Source organism: Nocardioides albus (assembly GCF_014648255.1).
GTDB classification, from domain to species: domain Bacteria; phylum Actinomycetota; class Actinomycetes; order Propionibacteriales; family Nocardioidaceae; genus Nocardioides; species Nocardioides albus.
This window is the reverse complement of record NZ_BMQT01000003.1, coordinates 118,077-136,688: the sequence shown is the minus strand read 5'-3', so window position 1 is coordinate 136,688 and position 18,612 is coordinate 118,077. Positions and strand designations below refer to the sequence as shown.

Annotated in this window: 19 protein-coding genes; 17 read left to right on the top strand and 2 right to left on the bottom strand. The window is 68.2% G+C overall.

All coding sequences use genetic code 11. The annotated features are described in order from the left end of the window. Nucleotides 1-73 precede the first annotated feature (73 nt). The 15 genes from prmC to IEY84_RS06780 all read left to right on the top strand — a co-directional run bounded on the left by prmC (nt 74) and on the right by IEY84_RS06780 (nt 12,861). The gene (gene prmC / locus IEY84_RS06850) at nt 74-931 is read left to right on the top strand and encodes a peptide chain release factor N(5)-glutamine methyltransferase (RefSeq protein WP_183543643.1); all 858 of its coding nucleotides are present in this window, start codon (nt 74-76) and stop codon (nt 929-931) included. Beyond that, nucleotides 928-1,662: an L-threonylcarbamoyladenylate synthase gene (locus IEY84_RS06845; protein WP_221208631.1), complete on the top strand. Its 735-nt coding sequence runs from the start codon at nt 928-930 to the stop codon at nt 1,660-1,662. The genes prmC and IEY84_RS06845 overlap by 4 nt, the downstream gene beginning before the upstream one ends. Next, the gene (locus tag IEY84_RS06840) at nt 1,662-2,849 is read left to right on the top strand and encodes a glycosyltransferase family 4 protein (protein ID WP_183543641.1); all 1,188 of its coding nucleotides are present in this window, start codon (nt 1,662-1,664) and stop codon (nt 2,847-2,849) included. Before IEY84_RS06845 ends, IEY84_RS06840 begins: the two co-directional genes overlap by 1 nt. A gap of 103 nt (nt 2,850-2,952) precedes the next feature. Beyond that, nucleotides 2,953-3,369 (top strand): hypothetical protein, encoded by a 417-nt coding sequence (locus IEY84_RS06835; protein WP_183543639.1) that lies wholly within the window; start codon nt 2,953-2,955, stop codon nt 3,367-3,369. Between the two features lie 114 nt (nt 3,370-3,483). Then, entirely contained in the window at nt 3,484-4,290 is an 807-nt protein-coding gene (gene atpB / locus IEY84_RS06830) for a F0F1 ATP synthase subunit A (protein WP_229788416.1), read from the top strand. Nucleotides 4,291-4,381: 91 nt separating this feature from the next. Further along, nucleotides 4,382-4,591 carry an ATP synthase F0 subunit C gene (locus IEY84_RS06825; RefSeq protein ID WP_183543635.1) on the top strand — a complete coding sequence of 70 codons (210 nt, stop codon included), beginning with the start codon at nt 4,382-4,384 and terminating at the stop codon, nt 4,589-4,591. A 26-nt stretch (nt 4,592-4,617) separates the two neighbouring features. Beyond that, nucleotides 4,618-5,154 carry a F0F1 ATP synthase subunit B gene (locus tag IEY84_RS06820; protein WP_183543633.1) on the top strand — a complete coding sequence of 179 codons (537 nt, stop codon included), beginning with the start codon at nt 4,618-4,620 and terminating at the stop codon, nt 5,152-5,154. Continuing rightward, entirely contained in the window at nt 5,154-5,966 is an 813-nt protein-coding gene (locus IEY84_RS06815; RefSeq protein ID WP_183543631.1) for a F0F1 ATP synthase subunit delta, read from the top strand. The genes IEY84_RS06820 and IEY84_RS06815 overlap by 1 nt, the downstream gene beginning before the upstream one ends. A gap of 84 nt (nt 5,967-6,050) precedes the next feature. After that, entirely contained in the window at nt 6,051-7,691 is a 1,641-nt protein-coding gene (gene atpA, locus IEY84_RS06810) for a F0F1 ATP synthase subunit alpha (protein WP_183543629.1), read from the top strand. A 3-nt stretch (nt 7,692-7,694) separates the two neighbouring features. After that, complete coding sequence (locus tag IEY84_RS06805) at nt 7,695-8,621, top strand: F0F1 ATP synthase subunit gamma (protein WP_183543627.1); 927 nt, start codon at nt 7,695-7,697, stop codon at nt 8,619-8,621. Between the two features lie 26 nt (nt 8,622-8,647). Then, nucleotides 8,648-10,084 (top strand): F0F1 ATP synthase subunit beta, encoded by a 1,437-nt coding sequence (gene atpD / locus IEY84_RS06800; protein WP_183543625.1) that lies wholly within the window; start codon nt 8,648-8,650, stop codon nt 10,082-10,084. Further along, nucleotides 10,084-10,476: a F0F1 ATP synthase subunit epsilon gene (locus IEY84_RS06795; RefSeq protein WP_183543623.1), complete on the top strand. Its 393-nt coding sequence runs from the start codon at nt 10,084-10,086 to the stop codon at nt 10,474-10,476. Before atpD ends, IEY84_RS06795 begins: the two co-directional genes overlap by 1 nt. A 22-nt stretch (nt 10,477-10,498) precedes the next feature. Next, complete coding sequence (locus tag IEY84_RS06790; RefSeq protein ID WP_183543621.1) at nt 10,499-10,945, top strand: DUF2550 domain-containing protein; 447 nt, start codon at nt 10,499-10,501, stop codon at nt 10,943-10,945. 103 nt (nt 10,946-11,048) lie between these two features. Further along, the gene (locus IEY84_RS06785; RefSeq protein ID WP_183543619.1) at nt 11,049-11,657 is read left to right on the top strand and encodes a DUF1707 and DUF4870 domain-containing protein; all 609 of its coding nucleotides are present in this window, start codon (nt 11,049-11,051) and stop codon (nt 11,655-11,657) included. Nucleotides 11,658-11,700: 43 nt separating this feature from the next. Continuing rightward, complete coding sequence (locus tag IEY84_RS06780; RefSeq protein WP_229788415.1) at nt 11,701-12,861, top strand: MFS transporter; 1,161 nt, start codon at nt 11,701-11,703, stop codon at nt 12,859-12,861. Between the two features lie 113 nt (nt 12,862-12,974). On the opposite strand, the gene IEY84_RS06775 is transcribed toward IEY84_RS06780, so the two are convergent. Further along, nucleotides 12,975-16,145: a DEAD/DEAH box helicase gene (locus tag IEY84_RS06775; RefSeq protein ID WP_183543618.1), complete on the bottom strand. Its 3,171-nt coding sequence runs from the start codon at nt 16,143-16,145 to the stop codon at nt 12,975-12,977. 376 nt (nt 16,146-16,521) lie between these two features. On the opposite strand from IEY84_RS06775, the gene IEY84_RS06770 reads away from it, so the two are divergent. Next, nucleotides 16,522-17,517, top strand: coding sequence for a helix-turn-helix domain-containing protein (locus IEY84_RS06770; protein ID WP_183543617.1), 996 nt, complete (start codon nt 16,522-16,524; stop codon nt 17,515-17,517). Nucleotides 17,518-17,526: 9 nt separating this feature from the next. Here IEY84_RS06770 and IEY84_RS06765 read toward each other — a convergent pair whose 3' ends face one another. Then, entirely contained in the window at nt 17,527-18,111 is a 585-nt protein-coding gene (locus tag IEY84_RS06765) for a cob(I)yrinic acid a,c-diamide adenosyltransferase (protein ID WP_183543616.1), read from the bottom strand. Nucleotides 18,112-18,296: 185 nt separating this feature from the next. Here IEY84_RS06765 and IEY84_RS06760 point away from each other — a divergent pair, with 185 nt between their 5' ends. Next, nucleotides 18,297-18,605, top strand: a complete 309-nt coding sequence (locus IEY84_RS06760) for an STAS domain-containing protein (RefSeq protein WP_183543615.1) — start codon at nt 18,297-18,299, stop codon at nt 18,603-18,605. The last annotated feature ends 7 nt before the right edge of the window (nt 18,606-18,612 follow it).

The following is an 18,612-nucleotide window of genomic DNA, read 5'->3' as shown; positions in this document are numbered from 1 at the left end:
GAACTAGTGAAGCGGCCGAACGTTACCCTCAGCCGGGTAGAGCATGACTAACACATTTCAGGAGCAGTTGCCCATGTCCGCCCCGCGCACCCTTCTGGCAAGTGCCCGAAAGCAGCTCGAAGAGGCCGGTGTCGCCAGTCCGGACGCCGATGCGGCCATCTTGCTGGCCCATGTCCTCGATACTGATCGCAACCGCCTCTTCCTCGTCGACGACGTGGCAGAGCACCACGAGAAGGCCTATGCGCGCCTGCTCGCCCGGCGTGCGGAGCGCGAGCCGCTGCAGCACCTGACCGGGGTGGCCTACTTCCGGCACGTCGAGCTCGCCGTCGGCCCCGGCGTCTTCGTGCCCCGGCCCGAGACCGAGCTGCTCGCCGGCTGGGCGATCGACCAGGCGGCGACCACCGACCGGCCCGTCATCGTCGATCTCTGCACCGGGTCGGGCGCGATCGCGAAGAGCATCGCCGACGAGGTCCCGGGCGCCGACGTCCACGCGGTCGAGCTCTCCGACGACGCCTATGCCTGGGCCGTACGCAACCTGAGCGGCACCGGCGTGGACCTGCGCCAGGGCGACATGGCCGATGCGTTCCCAGATCTGGACGGCACCGTCGACGTGCTGGTCTGCAACCCGCCCTACATCCCGCTCGAGGCCTGGGAGTCTGTCGCCGCCGAGGCGCGCGACCACGACCCCGACCTCGCCCTCTTCTCCGGCCAGGACGGCCTGGACGCGATCCGCGTCCTCGAACGGCGGGCCGCCGAGCTGCTCAGGCCCGGGGGAGTGGTCGGCTTCGAGCACGCCGACGAGCAGGGCCCGGACGGTCAGAACGGCGGCGCCCCGGCGGTCTTCAGCGGCACCGGGAGATGGAACGACGTACGCGATCATCGAGATCTGGCAGGCCGTCCGCGCTTCACGACCGCGCAACTGGCAACATGAGCACTGTGACTGAGCGCTACCCGATCGCCACCGAGGACGAGCAGACCGAGGCGATCGATGCTGCTGTGACCGCCCTTCAGGCAGGCGAGCTCGTGATCGTGCCGACCGACACGGTCTACGGCATCGCCGCCGACGCGTTCGACAAGGGCGCCGTGGCTGGTCTGCTCGCCGCAAAGGGCCGTGGCCGCGCGATGCCGCCGCCCGTGCTGATCTCCAACGTCGCCACCCTCGACGCCCTTGCGACGAGGATCCCCGAATGGGCGCGCACCCTCGTCGAGGAGCTGTGGCCCGGTGCGCTGACGATCGTGCTCCACCAGCAGCCGTCGCTGCAGTGGGACCTCGGCGAGGCCCGCCAGACCGTGGCCGTACGCATCCCGGACTCCGACATCCTGCGCCGGATCATCGACCGGGTCGGTCCGCTGGCGACCAGCTCGGCCAACCGCACCACGAAGCCTGCCGCCACCAACGCCGACCAGGCCGAGGCGATGCTGGGCAAGATGGTCAAGGCCATCCTCGACGGCGGCGAGTCGCCGGTCGGGGAGGCGTCGACGATCGTCTCCGCCACCGGCGACGAACCGAAGATCCTCCGCGAGGGCGCGATCAACATCGACCGGATCAACGAGATCATCGCCAAGCACGACGTCGCCATCCGGAGACCGGGCGACCCCGACCCCGCCGCCGAGACCGACGTGCCCGACTCGCCCGCCACGGACGCCGACACAGAAGCCTGATGCGCGCCTACGTCCTCCTCTTCCTGGTCGCCGCCGTGGTGACCTACCTGCTCACCGTCGTCGCCCGCGAGTTCGCGATGCGCACGGGAGCCGTCGCGAAGGTCCGCGACCGTGACGTACACGCTGTGCCGATCCCCTACATGGGTGGCGTCGCGATGCTGGGCGGGCTCGTCGCGGCCTACCTGGTCGCCCGCGAGCTGCCGTTCCTCGCCGATGCGCCGGACTTCGTGCTCCAGGACACCGGTGTGGTGATCCTGGCCGGCGCCCTGATCTGCATCGTCGGCGTCGTCGACGACATCTTCGAGCTCGACGCGCTCACCAAGCTCGGCGGCCAGGTGCTGGCGACCGCGATCCTGGTCGGCTTCAACCTGCAGTACAGCCTGATCACCTTCCCCGACGGCACCCAGTTCGCCATCGACCCCGCCCAGGGAGCCTTGCTCACCGGGCTCGTCGTGATCACCGTGGTCAACGCCGTCAACTTCATCGACGGTCTCGACGGCCTGGCCGCGGGCGTGGTCGCCATCGGGGCGCTCGCCCTCTTCCTGTTCTGCTACCAGTTCACCCGGATCAACGACATCGGCCGAGCCTCGACTGCGGCGCTCCTGAGCGTGGCGCTTGCGGGAGCCTGCGTCGGCTTCCTGATCCACAACTGGCACCCCGCCCGGCTGTTCATGGGCGACAGCGGCTCGATGCTGATCGGTCTGATCCTCGCCGCCAGCGCGGTGACCCTCTCCGGCTCCTACAACGCCGGTGGCCTGAACCTGAACGCCTTCGACGCCTCCACGGCGCTCCTGGTGACCTTCCTGCCCCTGCTGCTCCCGCTGACGATCCTGGTGGTCCCGCTCGTCGACCTGGTGCTGGCCGTCGTACGCCGCACCCGCGCCGGCCGCTCGCCGTTCGCCGCCGACAAGAAGCACCTGCACCACCGCCTCCTCGAGATCGGTCACTCGCAGCGTCGTGCGGTCCTGATCATGTGGCTCTGGGCGGGCCTGATGTCCTTCGGCTCGGTCTTCGTGACTCTCTACCGCGGTCCGGTGGTCATCGCGGGCGTCGCCACCGCCACCGCCCTCATCGTGCTGCTCACCTTCGTCCTCCCCAAGATCCGCGGAGAGCGCACCGACAAGCTCCTCGAGGTCCCCGAGGACCTCACGCCGCTCGACGAGCAGCCACAGCAGCCGGTGCCTTGATCGATCAATTAGGGCACCCAAACCCGCTTGTGATAGTTTTCACGAGCGTTGAGGATACGCTCCTGACCGCGTGAAATGCCCCCAGAGAGAACGGCCGCCGACGATGACGACCGCAACCAGCAAGACGATGGTGCTGCGAGGTTCTGCCGCAGTCTCTGGTGCCGCTGCGCTCGTAGCCCTCGTGGTGGCCTTCTTCGTCGCCGGAAGCACCGGTCTGGCCGGCGCCGCGATCGGCGCGATCGCTGCCCTGGTCATCCTCGGCATCGGGACCTGGGCGATGTTCTGGATCGCCGCGAAGTCGCCGGCCCTCTCGCTCCCCGGGGCGTTCGCTGTGTTCACCTTCCAGGGGCTGTTGTTGTTCGCCATCCTGCTGGTGCTCTCCACCCAGGCCGAGGGCGTTGTCGTTCGTTCGGCGGCTCTCTTGGTCGTCGTGGTCACCATCGCGTGGACGACGTCCTTCGCCTTCCTGGTGCGACGGGAGCGGATCCCGCTCTTCGACCTGCCGGGGGCAGACGTATGACTCGCCAGTAACGCCTGATATCGTCCGGGCCGTCGGGAGGCGGCCGCCGGGATGATACCTGAGCCACAGGGCTCGCCACCCAGAATCGTAAGTTTCGAAGAAACAGGAGACAGCGTGAAGTCGCTTGCCGCCAGCGTCTTGGCGTCCGCACCGGAGCCCCACATCCCGGGGCCCGCGGACTTCAACCTGCCGCCGATCGTAGGGTCCGGTGACTGGGCTCTGACCAAGGTCTCGCTCCTGGTCATCCTCTCCGCAGTCATCGCCTTCGTGCTGTTCTATGCCATGTCGCGCAAGGCCGCCGTGGTTCCGGGCCGCCTGCAGTTCGTCGGCGAGTACGTCTACGGCTTCGTCCGTAACGGCATCGCCCGCGACACCATCGGCTCGCACGACTTCATGAAGTTCGTGCCGTTCCTGTTCACCATCTTCCTCTTCATCCTGGTGAACAACTTCTACGGGGTCATCCCGTTCATCCAGTTCCCGACGATGTCCCACATCGGCTACACCACGGCGCTCGCGCTGATCACGTGGCTGATCTACAACGCTGTCGGCATCGCCAAGCACGGCTTCTTCGGCTACCTGAAGCACCAGACGGTCCCGTCCGGCATCAGCGGCCCGATCTTGATCATGCTGGTGCCGCTGGAGTTCTTCTCCAACATCATCGTCCGGCCGTTCACGCTCGCGCTGCGTCTGTTCGCGACCATGTTCGCCGGCCACCTGCTCCTCGCGCTGTTCTCCATCGGCGGCGCCTACCTGATCCTGCACTACTCGCCGGCCGTCATCGGAGTCACCGCTGGACTGCTGTCGTTCATCATCGGCATCGCGGTGAGCTTCCTCGACATGCTGGTCATGTTCCTGCAGGCCTACGTCTTCACCCTGCTCTCGGCCATGTACATCGGCCAGGCAATCGCCGACGAGCACTGAGCCTCTCAGTCTCCGGCGACACACGTTTCAACCCAATACGACGCACAACAACTGACGCGATCCTCGCGTCAACAACCGAAAGGAACCCCCAATGGGTGGCACCCTGAACATGATCGGCCTTGGTCTCGCTGCGGTCGGTCCGGCCATCGGCGTTGGTCTGATCTTCGCTGCGTACGTTGCTGGCGTTGCCCGCCAGCCGGAGGCTCAGAGCCGCCTGCAGACGATCGCCATCTTCGGCTTCGTTCTGTGTGAGCAGTTCTTCATCATCTCCCTCGCCCTCGCCTTCGTCCTCCAGCCCTGACACCGGGGAGCTACTGAGGTTTCGACATGATCCTTACCCAGGTAATGGCCGCGGAGGATGCGCCCAACCCGCTGATCCCGCACGTTCCGGAGATCATCCTCGGCTTCATCGTCGTCGCCATCCTCTACGTGGGGATCGCGAAGTTCATCGTTCCGAACTTCGAGAAGGCGTACGCCGATCGAACCGCTGCGATCGAAGGCGGCATCGAGAACGCCGAGGCCAAGCAGGCCGAGGCCGATGCCAAGCTCGCACAGCTCGAGGAGCAGCTCTCGCAGGCCCGCCACGAGGCGGCCCGCATCCGTGAGGAGGCTCGCGAGCAGGGCGCGGCGATCGTCGCCGAGATGCGTCAGCAGGCTCAGGCCGAGTCGACTCGCATCGTCGAGCACGGCAAGGCGCAGATCGAGGCCGAGCGCCAGGCGGCGGTCACCTCGCTGCGTTCCGAGGTCGGTTCGCTGGCCACCGGTCTCGCCGGTCGCATCGTCGGAGAGTCGCTCGACGACGACGAGCGTTCCAGCCGAGTGGTCGAGCGGTTCCTCGCTGACCTCGAGGCAGGGGTTCACTGATGGACTTCCGTGGAGCGTCGGCCGACGCCGTTGCCGCCCTGACCGAGGAGCTGAAGACCGCTGTCTCCGCCTCTCCTGAGGCGGCGGCGAAGGCGGCCGACACCCTCTTCGAGGTCTCCCAGACCTTCCGCGCCGAAGCAGCTCTGCGCCGATTCGTCACCGATGCGTCGGTGCCGAAGGAGGCCAAGACCGGCCTCATCGGTGAGCTGTTCGGCGGGAAGGTCGACGCGACGGGCCTCGGCGTGGTCGAGTCGGCGGTCAAGCACCGCTGGACGCGCGCCGGCGACCTGAGCGACGCGATCGAGCGCCTGAGCGAGATCGCCGCGGTTCGCAGCGCCGGCGGCGAGGCCACCCGCCTCGCTGACGAGCTCTTCGCGGTCCAGCGGTCCGTGCAGGAGACGCCGGAGCTGCGCGACGCGCTCTCCGACCCGGCTCGTACGACCGAGGACAAGGCTGCGCTGGTCGACACGCTGCTCGAGGGCAAGGCGCTTCCGGCGACCGTGACCCTGACGAAGCAGGCGCTGGCGGGCACCTACCGCACCGCATCGGCCGCTCTCGGTGAATACCAGAAGGTCGCGGCATCCGTTGCAGACGAGGGCACCGCGGTCGTCCGCGTTGCGGCCCCGCTCTCGGAGGCCGAGACCACCCGTCTGGCGACAGCACTGGCGAGGAAGTACGGCCGTGAGGTCCACCTCAACGTGGTCGTCGACCCGGCTGTCGTCGGTGGCATCAAGGTATCGATCGGTGACGACGTCATCGACGGCACCGTCTCGAGTCGCCTCGAAGGGGCGCAGCGAGCCCTGGCCGGCTGATCCGGCACCGCGGCCGACCTCAACTGGCCGTACGACCCCTGTGTGACACAGACTGACTTGTAAGAACTGAGAGAGAAGGCACAGATGACGGAGCTCTCCATCCGTCCCGACGAGATCCGGGACGCACTGGCAAAGTACGTCGCGGACTACAAGCCGGAGGCGGCGAAGACCGAGGAGGTCGGCACCGTCGCTTCGACCGCGGACGGCATCGCCCGCGTGTCGGGTCTGCCCTCGGCCATGACCAACGAGCTCCTCGAGTTCGAGGACGGCACCCTTGGTCTTGCCCTGAACCTGGACACCCGCGAGATCGGTGTCGTCGTCCTGGGCGACTTCGACAAGATCGAAGAGGGCCAGTCGGTCCGGCGTACGGGCGAGGTCCTCTCGGTCCCCGTCGGTGACGGCTACCTCGGCCGCGTCGTGGACCCGCTCGGCAACGCGATCGACGGCCTCGGCGAGATCGAGACGGTCGGCCGACGCGCGCTGGAGCTCCAGGCTCCCGGCGTGATGGCCCGCAAGTCGGTGCACGAGCCGCTCGCCACCGGCATCAAGGCGATCGACGCGATGACCCCGATCGGCCGTGGCCAGCGTCAGCTGATCATCGGTGACCGCTCGACCGGTAAGACCACGGTTGCGATCGACACGATCATCAACCAGAAGCAGAACTGGGAGTCGGGCGACCCCGACAAGCAGGTCCGCTGCATCTACGTAGCCATCGGCCAGAAGGGCTCGACCATCGCCTCCGTGCGTGGCGCCCTCGAGGAGTCCGGCGCGCTGGAGTACACGACGATCGTCGCCGCTCCGGCCTCCGACTCCGCCGGCTTCAAGTACCTCGCCCCCTACACCGGCTCGGCCATCGGCCAGCACTGGATGTACGAGGGCAAGCACGTCCTGATCGTCTTCGACGACCTGACCAAGCAGGCCGAGGCCTACCGCGCCGTGTCGCTGCTGCTGCGCCGCCCGCCGGGCCGTGAGGCCTACCCGGGTGACGTCTTCTACCTGCACTCCCGGCTGCTGGAGCGTTGCGCGAAGCTCTCCGACGAGATGGGCAAGGGCTCGATGACCGGTCTGCCGATCATCGAGACCAAGGCCAACGACGTCTCGGCGTTCATCCCGACCAACGTCATCTCGATCACCGACGGTCAGATCTTCCTGCAGTCCGACCTGTTCGCGGCCAACCAGCGCCCGGCGATCGACGTCGGTGTCTCGGTCTCCCGCGTCGGTAGCGCCGCGATGACCAAGGCGCTCAAGGGCGTCACCGGCTCGCTCAAGGTCGAGCTCGCGCAGTACCGCGCGATGGAGGCCTTCGCGATGTTCGCCTCCGACCTGGACGCGGCCTCGAAGCAGCAGCTGGCCCGCGGTCAGCGGCTGATGGCGCTGCTCAAGCAGCCGGCCTACTCGCCCTACCCGATCGACGAGATGACCGTCTCGCTGTGGCTGGGCACCTCCGGCAGCCTGGACATCGTCCCGGTCGAGGACGTGCTCAAGTTCGAGCGGGAGTTCCTCGACTTCCTGCGTCGCTCCCACGACGGCATCCTTGCCGGCATCCGTGAGTCGCTGAAGTTCGAGGACTCCACCGAGTCCGAGCTGAAGAAGGCGTACGACTCGTTCCTCGACCAGTTCGAGACCTCGGAGGGTCACTCGGTCAAGCCGGGTTCCGCCAAGGAAGAGGCCCTGGCTGACGAGGACGTCGAGCAGGAGCAGATCGTCAAGCAGAAGCGGGGCTGACCCATGGCCGTGTCAGTGCGTGAACTCCGCGCGCGGATCAAGTCGACAGAGTCGATGAAGAAGATCACGCGTGCCATGGAGCTCATCGCTGCGTCCAGGATCATCAAGGCGCAGCAGCGGGCCAACGAGGCCGCGCCGTACGCCCGTGAGCTCACCCGCGCCGTCTCGGCGGTGGCGACCTACTCCAACGTGGACCACCCGCTGACCACCGAGCCGGAGGCGCCTACTCGCGCCGCCGTGCTGGTGGTCACCAGCGACCGTGGTCTGGCCGGCTCCTACTCCTCGAGCGTGCTCAAGGAGGCCGAGGGCCTGGTCGAGAAGCTCAAGGCCGAGGGCAAGGAGGTCGACCTCTACGTCACCGGACGCAAGGCGGAGGCTTTCTACAAGTTCCGCGGTCGTTCCGTGGCGCAGGCCTGGACCGGCTTCTCCGACCGTCCGGACTTCGATGCGGCCAAGGAGATCGGCGAGAAGCTGATCGAGGTCTTCGTCGAGGGTGCCGAGGCTGAGGCTGCGGTCGCTCCCGGCGTCGACGAGGTCCACGTGGTCTACACGCGGTTCATCACCATGATGACGCAGAAGCCCACGGCCGTACGCCTCCTGCCTCTGGAGGTCGTGGAGGGCACCGAGGCTCCTGCCGAAGGTGATGTCCTGCCGCTCTACGAGTTCGAGCCGTCGGCCGAGGCCGTGCTCGACTCGCTGCTCCCGCAGTACGTCGTGAGCCGGATCTGGTTCGCGCTGCTGCAGGCCGCTGCTTCCGAGCTGGCCCAGCGTCAGAAGGCGATGAAGTCGGCTACCGACAACGCCGACGAGCTCATCAAGAAGTTCACCCGGGTTGCCAACCAGGCTCGCCAGGCAGGCATCACCCAGGAGATCAGTGAGATCGTCGGTGGCGTGAACGCGCTCGCCGACGCCCAGGCTGCGAACGACTGAGAACCCACAGAAAGACTGACTAGAAAATGACCGCACAGGTTGACGAGAAGACCACGTCGGGCCGTATCGCCCGCGTGATCGGCCCGGTCGTCGACGTGGAGTTCCCCGTCGACGCCATGCCGGACATCTACAACAAGCTCGAGGTCGAGGTCACCATCAGTGGTGAGACGACGACCCTGCCGCTCGAGGTTGCCCAGCACATCGGTGACGGCATGGTCCGCGCGATCTCGCTGAAGCCGACCGACGGCGTCGTACGCGGCTCGTCGGTGCGTGACACCGGCGGCCCGATCACGGTCCCCGTGGGTGACGTCACCCTCGGCCACGTGTTCAACGCGACCGGTGACATCCTCGACGTCGACCCGGCCACGGTCGAGGTCAACGAGCGCTGGGGCATCCACCGCAAGGCTCCGGCCTTCGACCAGCTCGAGTCCAAGACTCAGATGTTCGAGACGGGCATCAAGGTCATCGACCTCCTCACCCCCTACGTGACCGGTGGAAAGATCGGCCTCTTCGGTGGTGCGGGCGTCGGCAAGACCGTCCTCATCCAGGAGATGATCGCCCGAGTCGCCAAGAACCACGGTGGTGTCTCCGTGTTCGCCGGTGTCGGCGAGCGCACCCGTGAGGGCAACGACCTCATCCACGAGATGCAGGAGGCGGGCGTCTACGACAAGGTCGCCCTGACCTTCGGCCAGATGGACGAGCCGCCGGGCACGCGTCTTCGCGTGGCCCTCTCGGCGCTGACGATGGCGGAGTACTTCCGCGACGTCCAGGGCCAGGACGTGCTGCTGTTCATCGACAACATCTTCCGCTTCACCCAGGCGGGCTCCGAGGTCTCCACCCTGCTGGGCCGGATGCCTTCGGCCGTGGGCTACCAGCCCAACCTCGCCGACGAGATGGGTCAGCTCCAGGAGCGGATCACCTCGACGCGTGGTCACTCGATCACCTCGATGCAGGCGATCTACGTGCCGGCCGACGACTACACCGACCCGGCTCCGGCGACCACGTTCGCGCACCTGGACGCGACCACCGAGCTCTCCCGCGAGATCGCGTCGCTGGGTATCTACCCGGCCGTGGACCCGCTGACCTCGACGTCGCGAATCCTGGACCCGCAGTACATCGGTCAGGACCACTACGACTGCGCCGTCCGCGTCAAGCAGATCCTCCAGCGCAACAAGGAGCTGCAGGACATCATCGCGATCCTGGGTGTCGACGAGCTCTCCGAGGAAGACAAGATCATCGTCTCCCGCGCTCGCCGGATCCAGCGCTTCCTCTCGCAGAACACCTACGTCGCCAAGCAGTTCACCGGCATCGAGGGCTCGACGGTTCCGGTCAAGGACACCATCGAGGCGTTCAACAAGATCGCCGAGGGTGAGTACGACCACGTCGCCGAGCAGGCGTTCTTCATGTGCGGTGGCCTCGACGACGTCGAGGCGAAGTGGGCCGAGATCCAGAAGAGCCTCTGATGACGGACGCACTTCAGGTGGAGCTCGTCGCTGCAGACCGGGTGGTCTGGAGCGGCGGGGCCACCATGGTCATCGCCCGAACGGTCGACGGTGATGTCGGCGTCCTGCGCGGTCACGCGCCGGTGCTGTCGGCGCTCACCGAGGCGGTCGTGGAGATCACTCCGGAGGAGGGCACCGAGGTCATCGCGACCGTCGACGGTGGCTTCCTCTCGGTGGCCAACGACCGCGTCTCGATCCTGTCCGAGCACGTGCTGCTGGCGCACGAGATCGATCTCAGCAAGGCTGAGGTCGAGCTCGAGGAGGCCCGTCGCCTGCTCGGCACCAACAACGACGCCGAGAAGCGCATCCGTCGTGCCGAGGCACGCATCCGCGCTGTCGAGAAGGCCTCATAGGGTAAGAGGAGGCGATACCCGGATGGCATGGTGGGAGCTGCTCTTGGCCGTTGTGGCCGCGTTGCTTCTGCTTGTCCTGGCCTATGGCATCGGGATCGCCGTACGCCGCCGTCTGCTCGAGCGCAACGGCGGCGTCTTCGAACTGAGCCACCGCGTCCGGGACACCAAGCCCGGGCGCGGTTGGATCATCGGCATCGGCCGCTACTCCGGTGATGCACAGCTTGAGTGGTTCCGCATCTTCTCGCTCTCGCCCAAGCCCAAACGGGTCTGGCGCCGGGTCGAGCTCAGCTATGTCTCCAGCCGTTCCCCTGAGGGGATCGAGGAGCTGGTTCTCTACCCTGAGAGCCTGATCGTGACCTGTGAGGTCAACGGCGAGCTGATCGACCTGGCGATGGATCAGCAGACGCTCATCGGCTTCCAGGCGTGGCTCGAGTCGCGCCCGATTCGGTCCAACTGGACCGTCTTCTGAGCCTCTCGCTCCGACCGACTCCGGCATGACGCCGGGGTCGGTCGGTTCGTTTTCGGGGGCTTCCCTGATTGTCCGGGGGCCGTCCGGGGCGGATGGTTGAGGTATGTCCTCAACCGCTCCCATTCCCACCCCGCCCGCCTCGACCACGCCGCCTGCTCAGTCCGACGAGCTCCGCTGCACCGACGCCGACCGTGACCGCGTCATCGACGTGCTGAAGTCCGCCTACGCCGACGGCCGGCTCGACCAGGCCGAGTTCGACGTCCGGTTCGACCTGACCATGAAGGCGAAGACGTACGTCGCCCTCGAGCCGATCACCCGTGACCTGGTCGCGCAGCCCGCTGCTGTGGCTCCGTCGCCGGCAAAGCCTGCCCGCGACCTGCTGCCGCCGCCGACCACCGAGGAGCGGCTGCTGGCCGCTCTGGCCCAGGCCACGACCTGGGTGCCGATCGTCGTCGGGCCGGCGATCCTCTACTACACCGTCGGCAAGCGCTCCGAGTTCGTCAAGCACCACGCCGCCGGGGCGCTCAACCTGCAGCTCACCCTGCTCGCCGTCACGATCGTGACCTTCGGGCTCGGTGGCGCGCTCTACGGGATCGCCTGGGTCCTGGCGACCGCCTTCGCCGTCGTGGCGCTCGCCGGCGCCCCGCTTCGCCAGCCGTGGGTGCTGCCGATCTTCGGTCGCGGCGGGCCGTACGAGAAGAAGCAGGACTGATCCCCGCCCCTGGGCGCGATCTGAGGGCCACTAGCCTTTGCTCGTGACGCCCCTCCGCCGTGCCCAAGCCGGATCGGTGGTGGCGTTCGCCACCAACGGCCTGCTGTCCGCGACCTTCATCTCCCGCATCCCCGCACTGCGCGAGAGCCTCGGCCTGAACAACTCGGCCGTCGGGCTGATGCTGCTGGCGATGGGCATCGGCTCGGTCGCTGCGCTACCCCTCGCCGGCGGGCTGGTGATGCGCTGGGGCGCTGCCCGGCTCGTACGCCGCTGCGCGGCCCTCTGCGCCGTCGCCCTGTGCCTGGTGGCGATCTCCGGGAGCTGGCTCGAAGAGGCTTGGCTGGTCGCGCTGTTCCTGGTGGCGTACGGCGTCGGCTACGGGGTCTGGGACGTCGCCATGAACGTCGAGGGAGCCGCGGTCGAGCGGCTCGGCGGCAAGACGTTGATGCCTCAGCTGCACGCGATGTGGAGCGTCGGCACCGTGCTCGGAGGGCTGCTGGGTATCGCCCTGGTGGGGACGTTGCCCACCGTGTGGCACATCGCCGTGGTCGCTGCCGTCGCGCTGGCGGCCTGCTGGTGGGGGACCGCGGGCTTCCTGCCTGCCGAGCCTCCTCCGGAGGGGCACTCTCCGCGACGCGAGCTGATCGCCGCCTGGCGCTCGCCCCACACGCTGCTGCTCGGCCTGATGGTGCTCGCCTTCGCCGCCGCCGAGGGGAGCGCGAACGACTGGGTCGCGCTGGCGATGATCGACGGCTACGACGTGAGCCACCGGGTCGGCGTGGCGTGCTACGCGGCGTTCGTCTTCTGCATGAGCCTCGCCCGCTTCGCGGGGGCGAAGGTGATCGACAGGGTCGGCCGGCAGCCGGTGCTGCTCGCCTCGGCTGCTCTCGCGGGTGCTGGGATCCTGCTGACGGTGTTCGCGGGCTCGTTCGGGCTCGCGCTGGTCGGCATCGTCCTGTGGGGCTTCGGGGCCGCCCTCGGCTTCCCGCTGGGGATCAGCATCGCCGCCGACGACGAGACCAGAGCAGCGGCTCGTGTCTCGGTTGTCTCCACGCTGGCCTACGGGGCGTTCCTGGGCTTCCCACCGATCCTGGGAGCGGTAGGGGACCAGATCGGCACCCTGAGGTCCCTCCTGGTCGTCGCCGTCCTCATGCTCCCCGCTGCGGCGCTGGCCGTGACGGTGGCGCGGCGGCGGTCGGTGTAACACGCTGTGTAACTCGATGTGTAACACGCTGTTCGTGAAACTATCCGGTCGTTATAACGGGCGAGTAGACCTACGAACGACGTGTTACACGGGGAGCGGGCGCCCCAGCCGGGTCAGTTGAACAGCGCGCGGATGTCGTCGGCGCCGATGGTGGAGCCCATGGCACCTTCGCCGTCGACGACCTTCGCGAAGAGCTCGGCCTTGCGCTCCTTGAGCTCCATGACCTTCTCCTCGATCGTGTCCGTCGAGACCAGCCGGTAGACCATGACGTGCTGGGTCTGGCCGATCCGGTGGGCGCGGTCGACGGCCTGGGCCTCGGCGGCGGGGTTCCACCAGGGGTCGAGCACGAAGACGTAGTCGGCCTCGGTCAGGGTCAGGCCGACGCCGCCCGCCTTGAGCGAGATCAGGAAGACCGGGGCGTCGCCGTCGCGGAAGCTCTCGATCACCGCGCCTCGGTCCCTCGTGGAGCCGTCGAGGTAAGCGGCGTCGATGCCCGCCTCCTTGAGGCGCGTGCGGGCCCGACCGAGGAACGAGGTGAACTGGCTGAAGACCAGCGCCTTGTGGCCTTCGGCGGCGAGCTCCTCGATGTGGTCGACCAGTGTCTCGAGCTTGGCGGAGCCGACATCGTCGTCCTCGGGGTCGACCAGGCCCGGGTCGAGCGAGAGCTGACGCAGCCTGGTCAGGGCGCTGAGGATCGCGACCCGGTTGTCGTTGAAGTCGTCGAGCAGGTGCAGGATCCGCTGCCGTTCCTTGGCGAGGTGGGCGTCGTAGATCTTGCGGTGGACCGGGTTGAGGTCGACGCCCAGCACCTGCTCCTGCTTGGGCGGCAGGTCGTCGGCGACGAGCTCCTTCGTACGCCGCAGCAGGAACGGGCGCAGCCGGGTCCGGAAACGGCGCAGCGCCTCGTCGTCGCCCGACTTCTCCACGGGCGAGACCACCGTGTCGCGGAACATCCGCGGGCTGGGGTAGAGCCCAGGTGCGGTGATCGAGAGCAGCGCCCACAGCTCCATCAGCCGGTTCTCGAACGGTGTGCCCGTCACCGCGAGACGCCAGCGGGCGTCGATGCGGCGCGCCGCTGCGTACGTCTTGGACTGGTGGTTCTTGACCTGCTGCGCCTCGTCGAGGACGAGGCCGGCCCAGGGACGCCCGGCGAAGGCGTCCTGCTCGAGCCGGAGGATGGCGTAGGTCGTGACCACGACGTCGGCGCCTTCGCGCGCCTCGGCGATGGAGTCGACGCGCTTGCTCACCGTGCTCACCCGGAGGCCGGGGGTGTGGCGGCGGGCCTCCTGGACCCAGGCCGGTACGACGCTGGTGGGCGCCACCACGAGGTAGGGGTCGCGCGTCCCGGGCTGCGAGTGCACGGCGTGGGAGATCGTCGCCAGCACCTGGAGCGTCTTGCCCAGGCCCATGTCGTCAGCGAGGATCCCGCCGAGACCCTGCTCGTGCAGGAAGGCCAGCCAGTGGAAGCCGTCGAGCTGGTAGTGGCGCAGCTCGGTCGCCAGCCCGATGGGCTCCGGGCGGGGGATCTCACGCAGGTCGCGTAGCGCCTGGGCACGCTGGACCCACTCGGCGGCCTGCTGGTCGACCACGCCGAGCTCGGCGAGCTCGGCCCAGACACCGAGGTCGTGCTTGCCGACCGCGATCCCGTCACCGGTGCGCTCGTGGAGCTGCCCGGCCGCCTCGACGACGTTGCGCAGCCGGTCGAGCTCGGGACGGTCGGTGGTGATGTAGGTGCCGCTGGGAAGGATGAGGTGGTCGTCGCCGCGGGTCAGCGCGCCGAGCACGTCCGGCAGGGGGACGGCCTCGGCGCCGATGCGGATGACCACCTGCAGGTCGAGCCAGTCCTGGCCGCCCACGGCGGCGCCGTCGGGAGAGGTGATCTCGAAGGAGATCTCGGGGTCCTCGTCGGTCTCGCGGAAGTCGGGCCGCTGCACCTCGGTGACCTCGACGCCGTCGATCTCACGCAGCGCCGGGAGGTCGTGGATGGCGAGCGCGAGCGCATCGCCGTCGCGCACCTCCTGCTTGCGGAGCAGCTCGGCCGAGACGCGTCCCCGGAGCGAGGCCTCCTCGGCCGGGTCACGGACCAGGCCGAGGTCCTCGCGGGAGTCCACCGGGTAGTGGCGGGAACCGTAGGCCCAGGTCCAGCCGAGCGTGGCATGGGTCGAGCTGCGCCAGGTGACCGTCAGACTCAGCCGCGGCGCCGGCGGGTCCGGGATGTCGAGGGAGTCGTCGGCGGACCGCAGCGGGACCAGCCGGGCCAGCGGGCCCAGCAGAGCGCTCAGGGTGCCGATCTCGGGTTCAGGGACGGTCAGCGGCTCCCGGGCGGTCACCAGCCGATGGGCGTGCGTCGACAGCGGCCCGGACAGCTCGCCGAGGTGGAGGACTCCGGCATCGAGCACGCCCACCGAGCGGGTCGGGCGTCCGATCGGGAGCACCGTGGGACCTGCGTAGACGCGGTCGCCGTGGGCCAGACCGAAGCGGAGGACGGCCTCGTCCTCCTCGCGATGCAGCTCGCCGGCGAGCGAGAGCGGCTCGTCGAAGACGACGACGCCGCGTACGTTCTCGCCGGGCAGCACGGTCACTCCGCCACGGATCGCGTCGCGCAGCAGGGAGATCGCGTGCTCGCCGAAGTCGGCGAGGCTGAGCGAGGAGCCGCGGGCGTAGAGCAGCCGATCCGGCCGAAGCTGACGGGCCAGCTCCTGGAGAGGAAGCAGCTGGCTGCGCGGGAAGTCCTTACCGGGCTGCGCGTTGGGGATGTTGCCCCAGTCGGCGCCGGTCTTGGCCCACCGGTCGCGGTTGCCCATACGCATCGGACGGAGCTCGACGGTGGGGGAGCCCCCCACCGCAGCCCGCGGGCTGTGCACATCGATCTCGAGCGCCAGCGCGGGCAGGTCGTCCTCGGGCTTGTTGTCCTCGGCGAGCTGGCCCAGCAGCGTACGCAGCTCCGTCTCCCACGTCGGGCCGGGCGCGGTCGCCTTCGTGGGGGAGTCGGCGAGGACCATGGCCAGGGCGGCGCCGTGCTTGCAGCTGTTGTGCACGGGGCAGCTGCACGAGGTCGTCAACCTGGTGACGCCGTTGCGGGACTCCAGGTTGAGGGTCACCCGGTAGGGGGCCGGGCTGGTGCCTCTGACCTCCGCGGCTGCTCGCAGCGCGCTGCTACCGATCTCGGTGATCCGGGGCTCACCGACCCTGCCCTCGGTCGCGTAGGCCCGGCCACGCTCGATCGTCTGTGGGTCGAAGGTCTCGCGGAGGAGGTCGTTCGTGAGAGCTTCGAGCAAGGGCACCCGATCTATTCTTCCAGCATGAGGGCGGTTCCGCGACTTCGTGGACGCTTGTGGTGAGCCGCGTCTCGATCGTTGCGGCGACACTGGTCTAGACCACTGGGGCGTCCTGTCGACGTTGCAACGCATTCACCAGCGTGCATAGCCGCGCGCGTCTCCCGGGCGCTGAGGCAACCGGATCCGTACCGATCGGGTGAACTCCGGTGCGCAAAAGTAAAGCCACCTCGATCCGAGCGGGGGGATCCGGACCGAGGTGGCGATGAATACTTTCGGCCAAGTTGGCGGCGAATGCAAGTCGAACCGCGGTGGCGGGAATATGACGTGTCGTATATCTGCCATGATGTCCGTCGTTCGTTCCTGCCATGGAAAGGCTTCCTGGATGCTCGATGCGCTCGGTCTCGACAGTCTCGAGGAGACGGTCTACCGCCAGCTGGTCGGCGCTCCGTCGGCCAATCTCGAAGAGCTGGCCGATGCCGCTGACCTGGACGCCTACGCGGTCTCCGCGGTGCTGGCGGCGCTCGAGGGGAAGGGCCTGGTCGCCCGGGCTTCGGCGGGTCAGGACCGCTTCGTCGCCTCCCCTCCGGCGGTGGCGCTCGGAGCTCTGCTCGTCCAGCGTCAGGACGAGCTACGACGCGCCCAGGTCGAGATGACCGAGCTCGCCGGTCTCTATCGCGGCTCGGTCGCACGCCGGGACGTGGCGGACGTCGTCGACGTCGTGCACGGCACCGAGGCGATCGCCCAGCGGTTCGCCCAGCTGCAGTACTCGGCGAGGAAGTGCATCCAGGCGCTGCAGAAGCCGCAGGCCGCCGTGGTCACCCGCGAGGACGCCGACGAGGCCGAGCGGGCCGCGATCGAACGCGGGGTCAGGCACGACATCGTGCTCGAGCGCTCCGTCTTCGACACCCCCGGCATCTACGAGACGATCGACTCCGGACTCGAGATCGGGATCGAGCTGCGGGTGGTGCCGACGGTGCCGCTGCGCGCCTTCATCGTCGACCGGGAGATCGCCCTGATCCCGCTGATGCAGGGTGAGTCGGCGACAGGCGGACGCAACCCGGTCCAGGACGCGCTGCTCCTTCACCCCAGCGGTCTGCTCGACGCGATCATCGCCCTCTTCGACCTGATCTGGGCCTCGGCGCCGAAGCTGGTGGCGACGCCGGAGGGCGCCGTCGAGACCGCCGCCGACCGGCTCGAGCCTCTCGACACCAAGGTCCTCTCGCTGCTGCTCGCAGGCCTGACGGATGCCTCGATCGGCGCGCAGCTCGGGCTGTCGCTGCGTACGGTCCAGCGACGGGTGCGCCAGATGATGGACCGCGCGCAGGTCGACACCCGCCTCCAGCTCGGCTACGAGGCGGGCCGCCGCGGCTGGCTGTGAGCCAGAACCTCAGCGCTCGCCGCCGGGCACCCACAAGACATCGCCCTGTTCGCGGTTCGCGTGCCGGGCGAGGATGAAGAGCAGGTCGCTGAGTCGGTTGAGGTAGGTGAGGGCGAGCTTGTTCATGGTCTCGCCATGGGCCTCGTACGCAGCCCAGGCAGCCCGTTCCGCGCGGCGCACGACCGTGCGGGCGACGTGCAGGTGGGCCGCGGCCACGGTGCCCCCGGAGAGGATGAACGAGCGGAGCTTCTCGAGCGGCTCGTTGTATTCGTCGCACCAGGCCTCGAGCCGGTCGACGTAGGCCTGCTCGACGCGGAGCGGCGGGTACTCGGGCTGTGTCATTTCTGGGCTGACCACCGGCGTCGAGAGGTCGGCCCCGACGTCGAAGAGATCGTTCTGGATGGTCGTCAGCACCTTCACGACGTCCTCGTCGATCCCGCCGTGGGCGAGGGCGACGCCGATCGCCGCCCCGGCCTCGTCGGTGGTCGCGTACGCCTCCAGTCGGAGGTCGGTCTTGGCGGTGAGGCTCATGTCGCCGAGCCGGGTCTCACCGGCATCGCCGGTGCGGGTGTAGATGCGTGTCAGGTTGACCATGCGCTGAGCCTATGCGCAGCGCCCACATCCCGGCACCCGTGGTCATTTGACAGAAAATAGTGACGAAAGTGACCAATGAGGCCTATGAGGTGCAACCAATCGGATACGCAGCGCGTCATAGTGAACGAGAGGGAGCGTCTCTTCTGTGTAGGGCAACCCCACTTCCCAGGGGATGGAGGCAGAGCATGGAGATCGTGATCGATGGGCCGACGCTGGTGCTGAGCGGAGATTTCGACGTCCGCAGCACCTGGATGGCGCGCAGCGTCATCTATGACCATCTCGACTCGGTGGAGGGCGACGTCGTGCTCGACGTCTCCGGGGTGAGCAGTGCCGACGTGACGGCACTGAAGGTGCTCGCCGTCGCGACCCGGCAGGCTCACGCGGAGGGTCGCCGTCTCATCCTTCACGGCTGCACGCCTGCGGTGCGTCGGATGCTCCACCTCTCCAGGCTCTACCGGGTGCTCGAGGTGGAGAACTCGCCGCTCATCGCGTAGCTGGCCG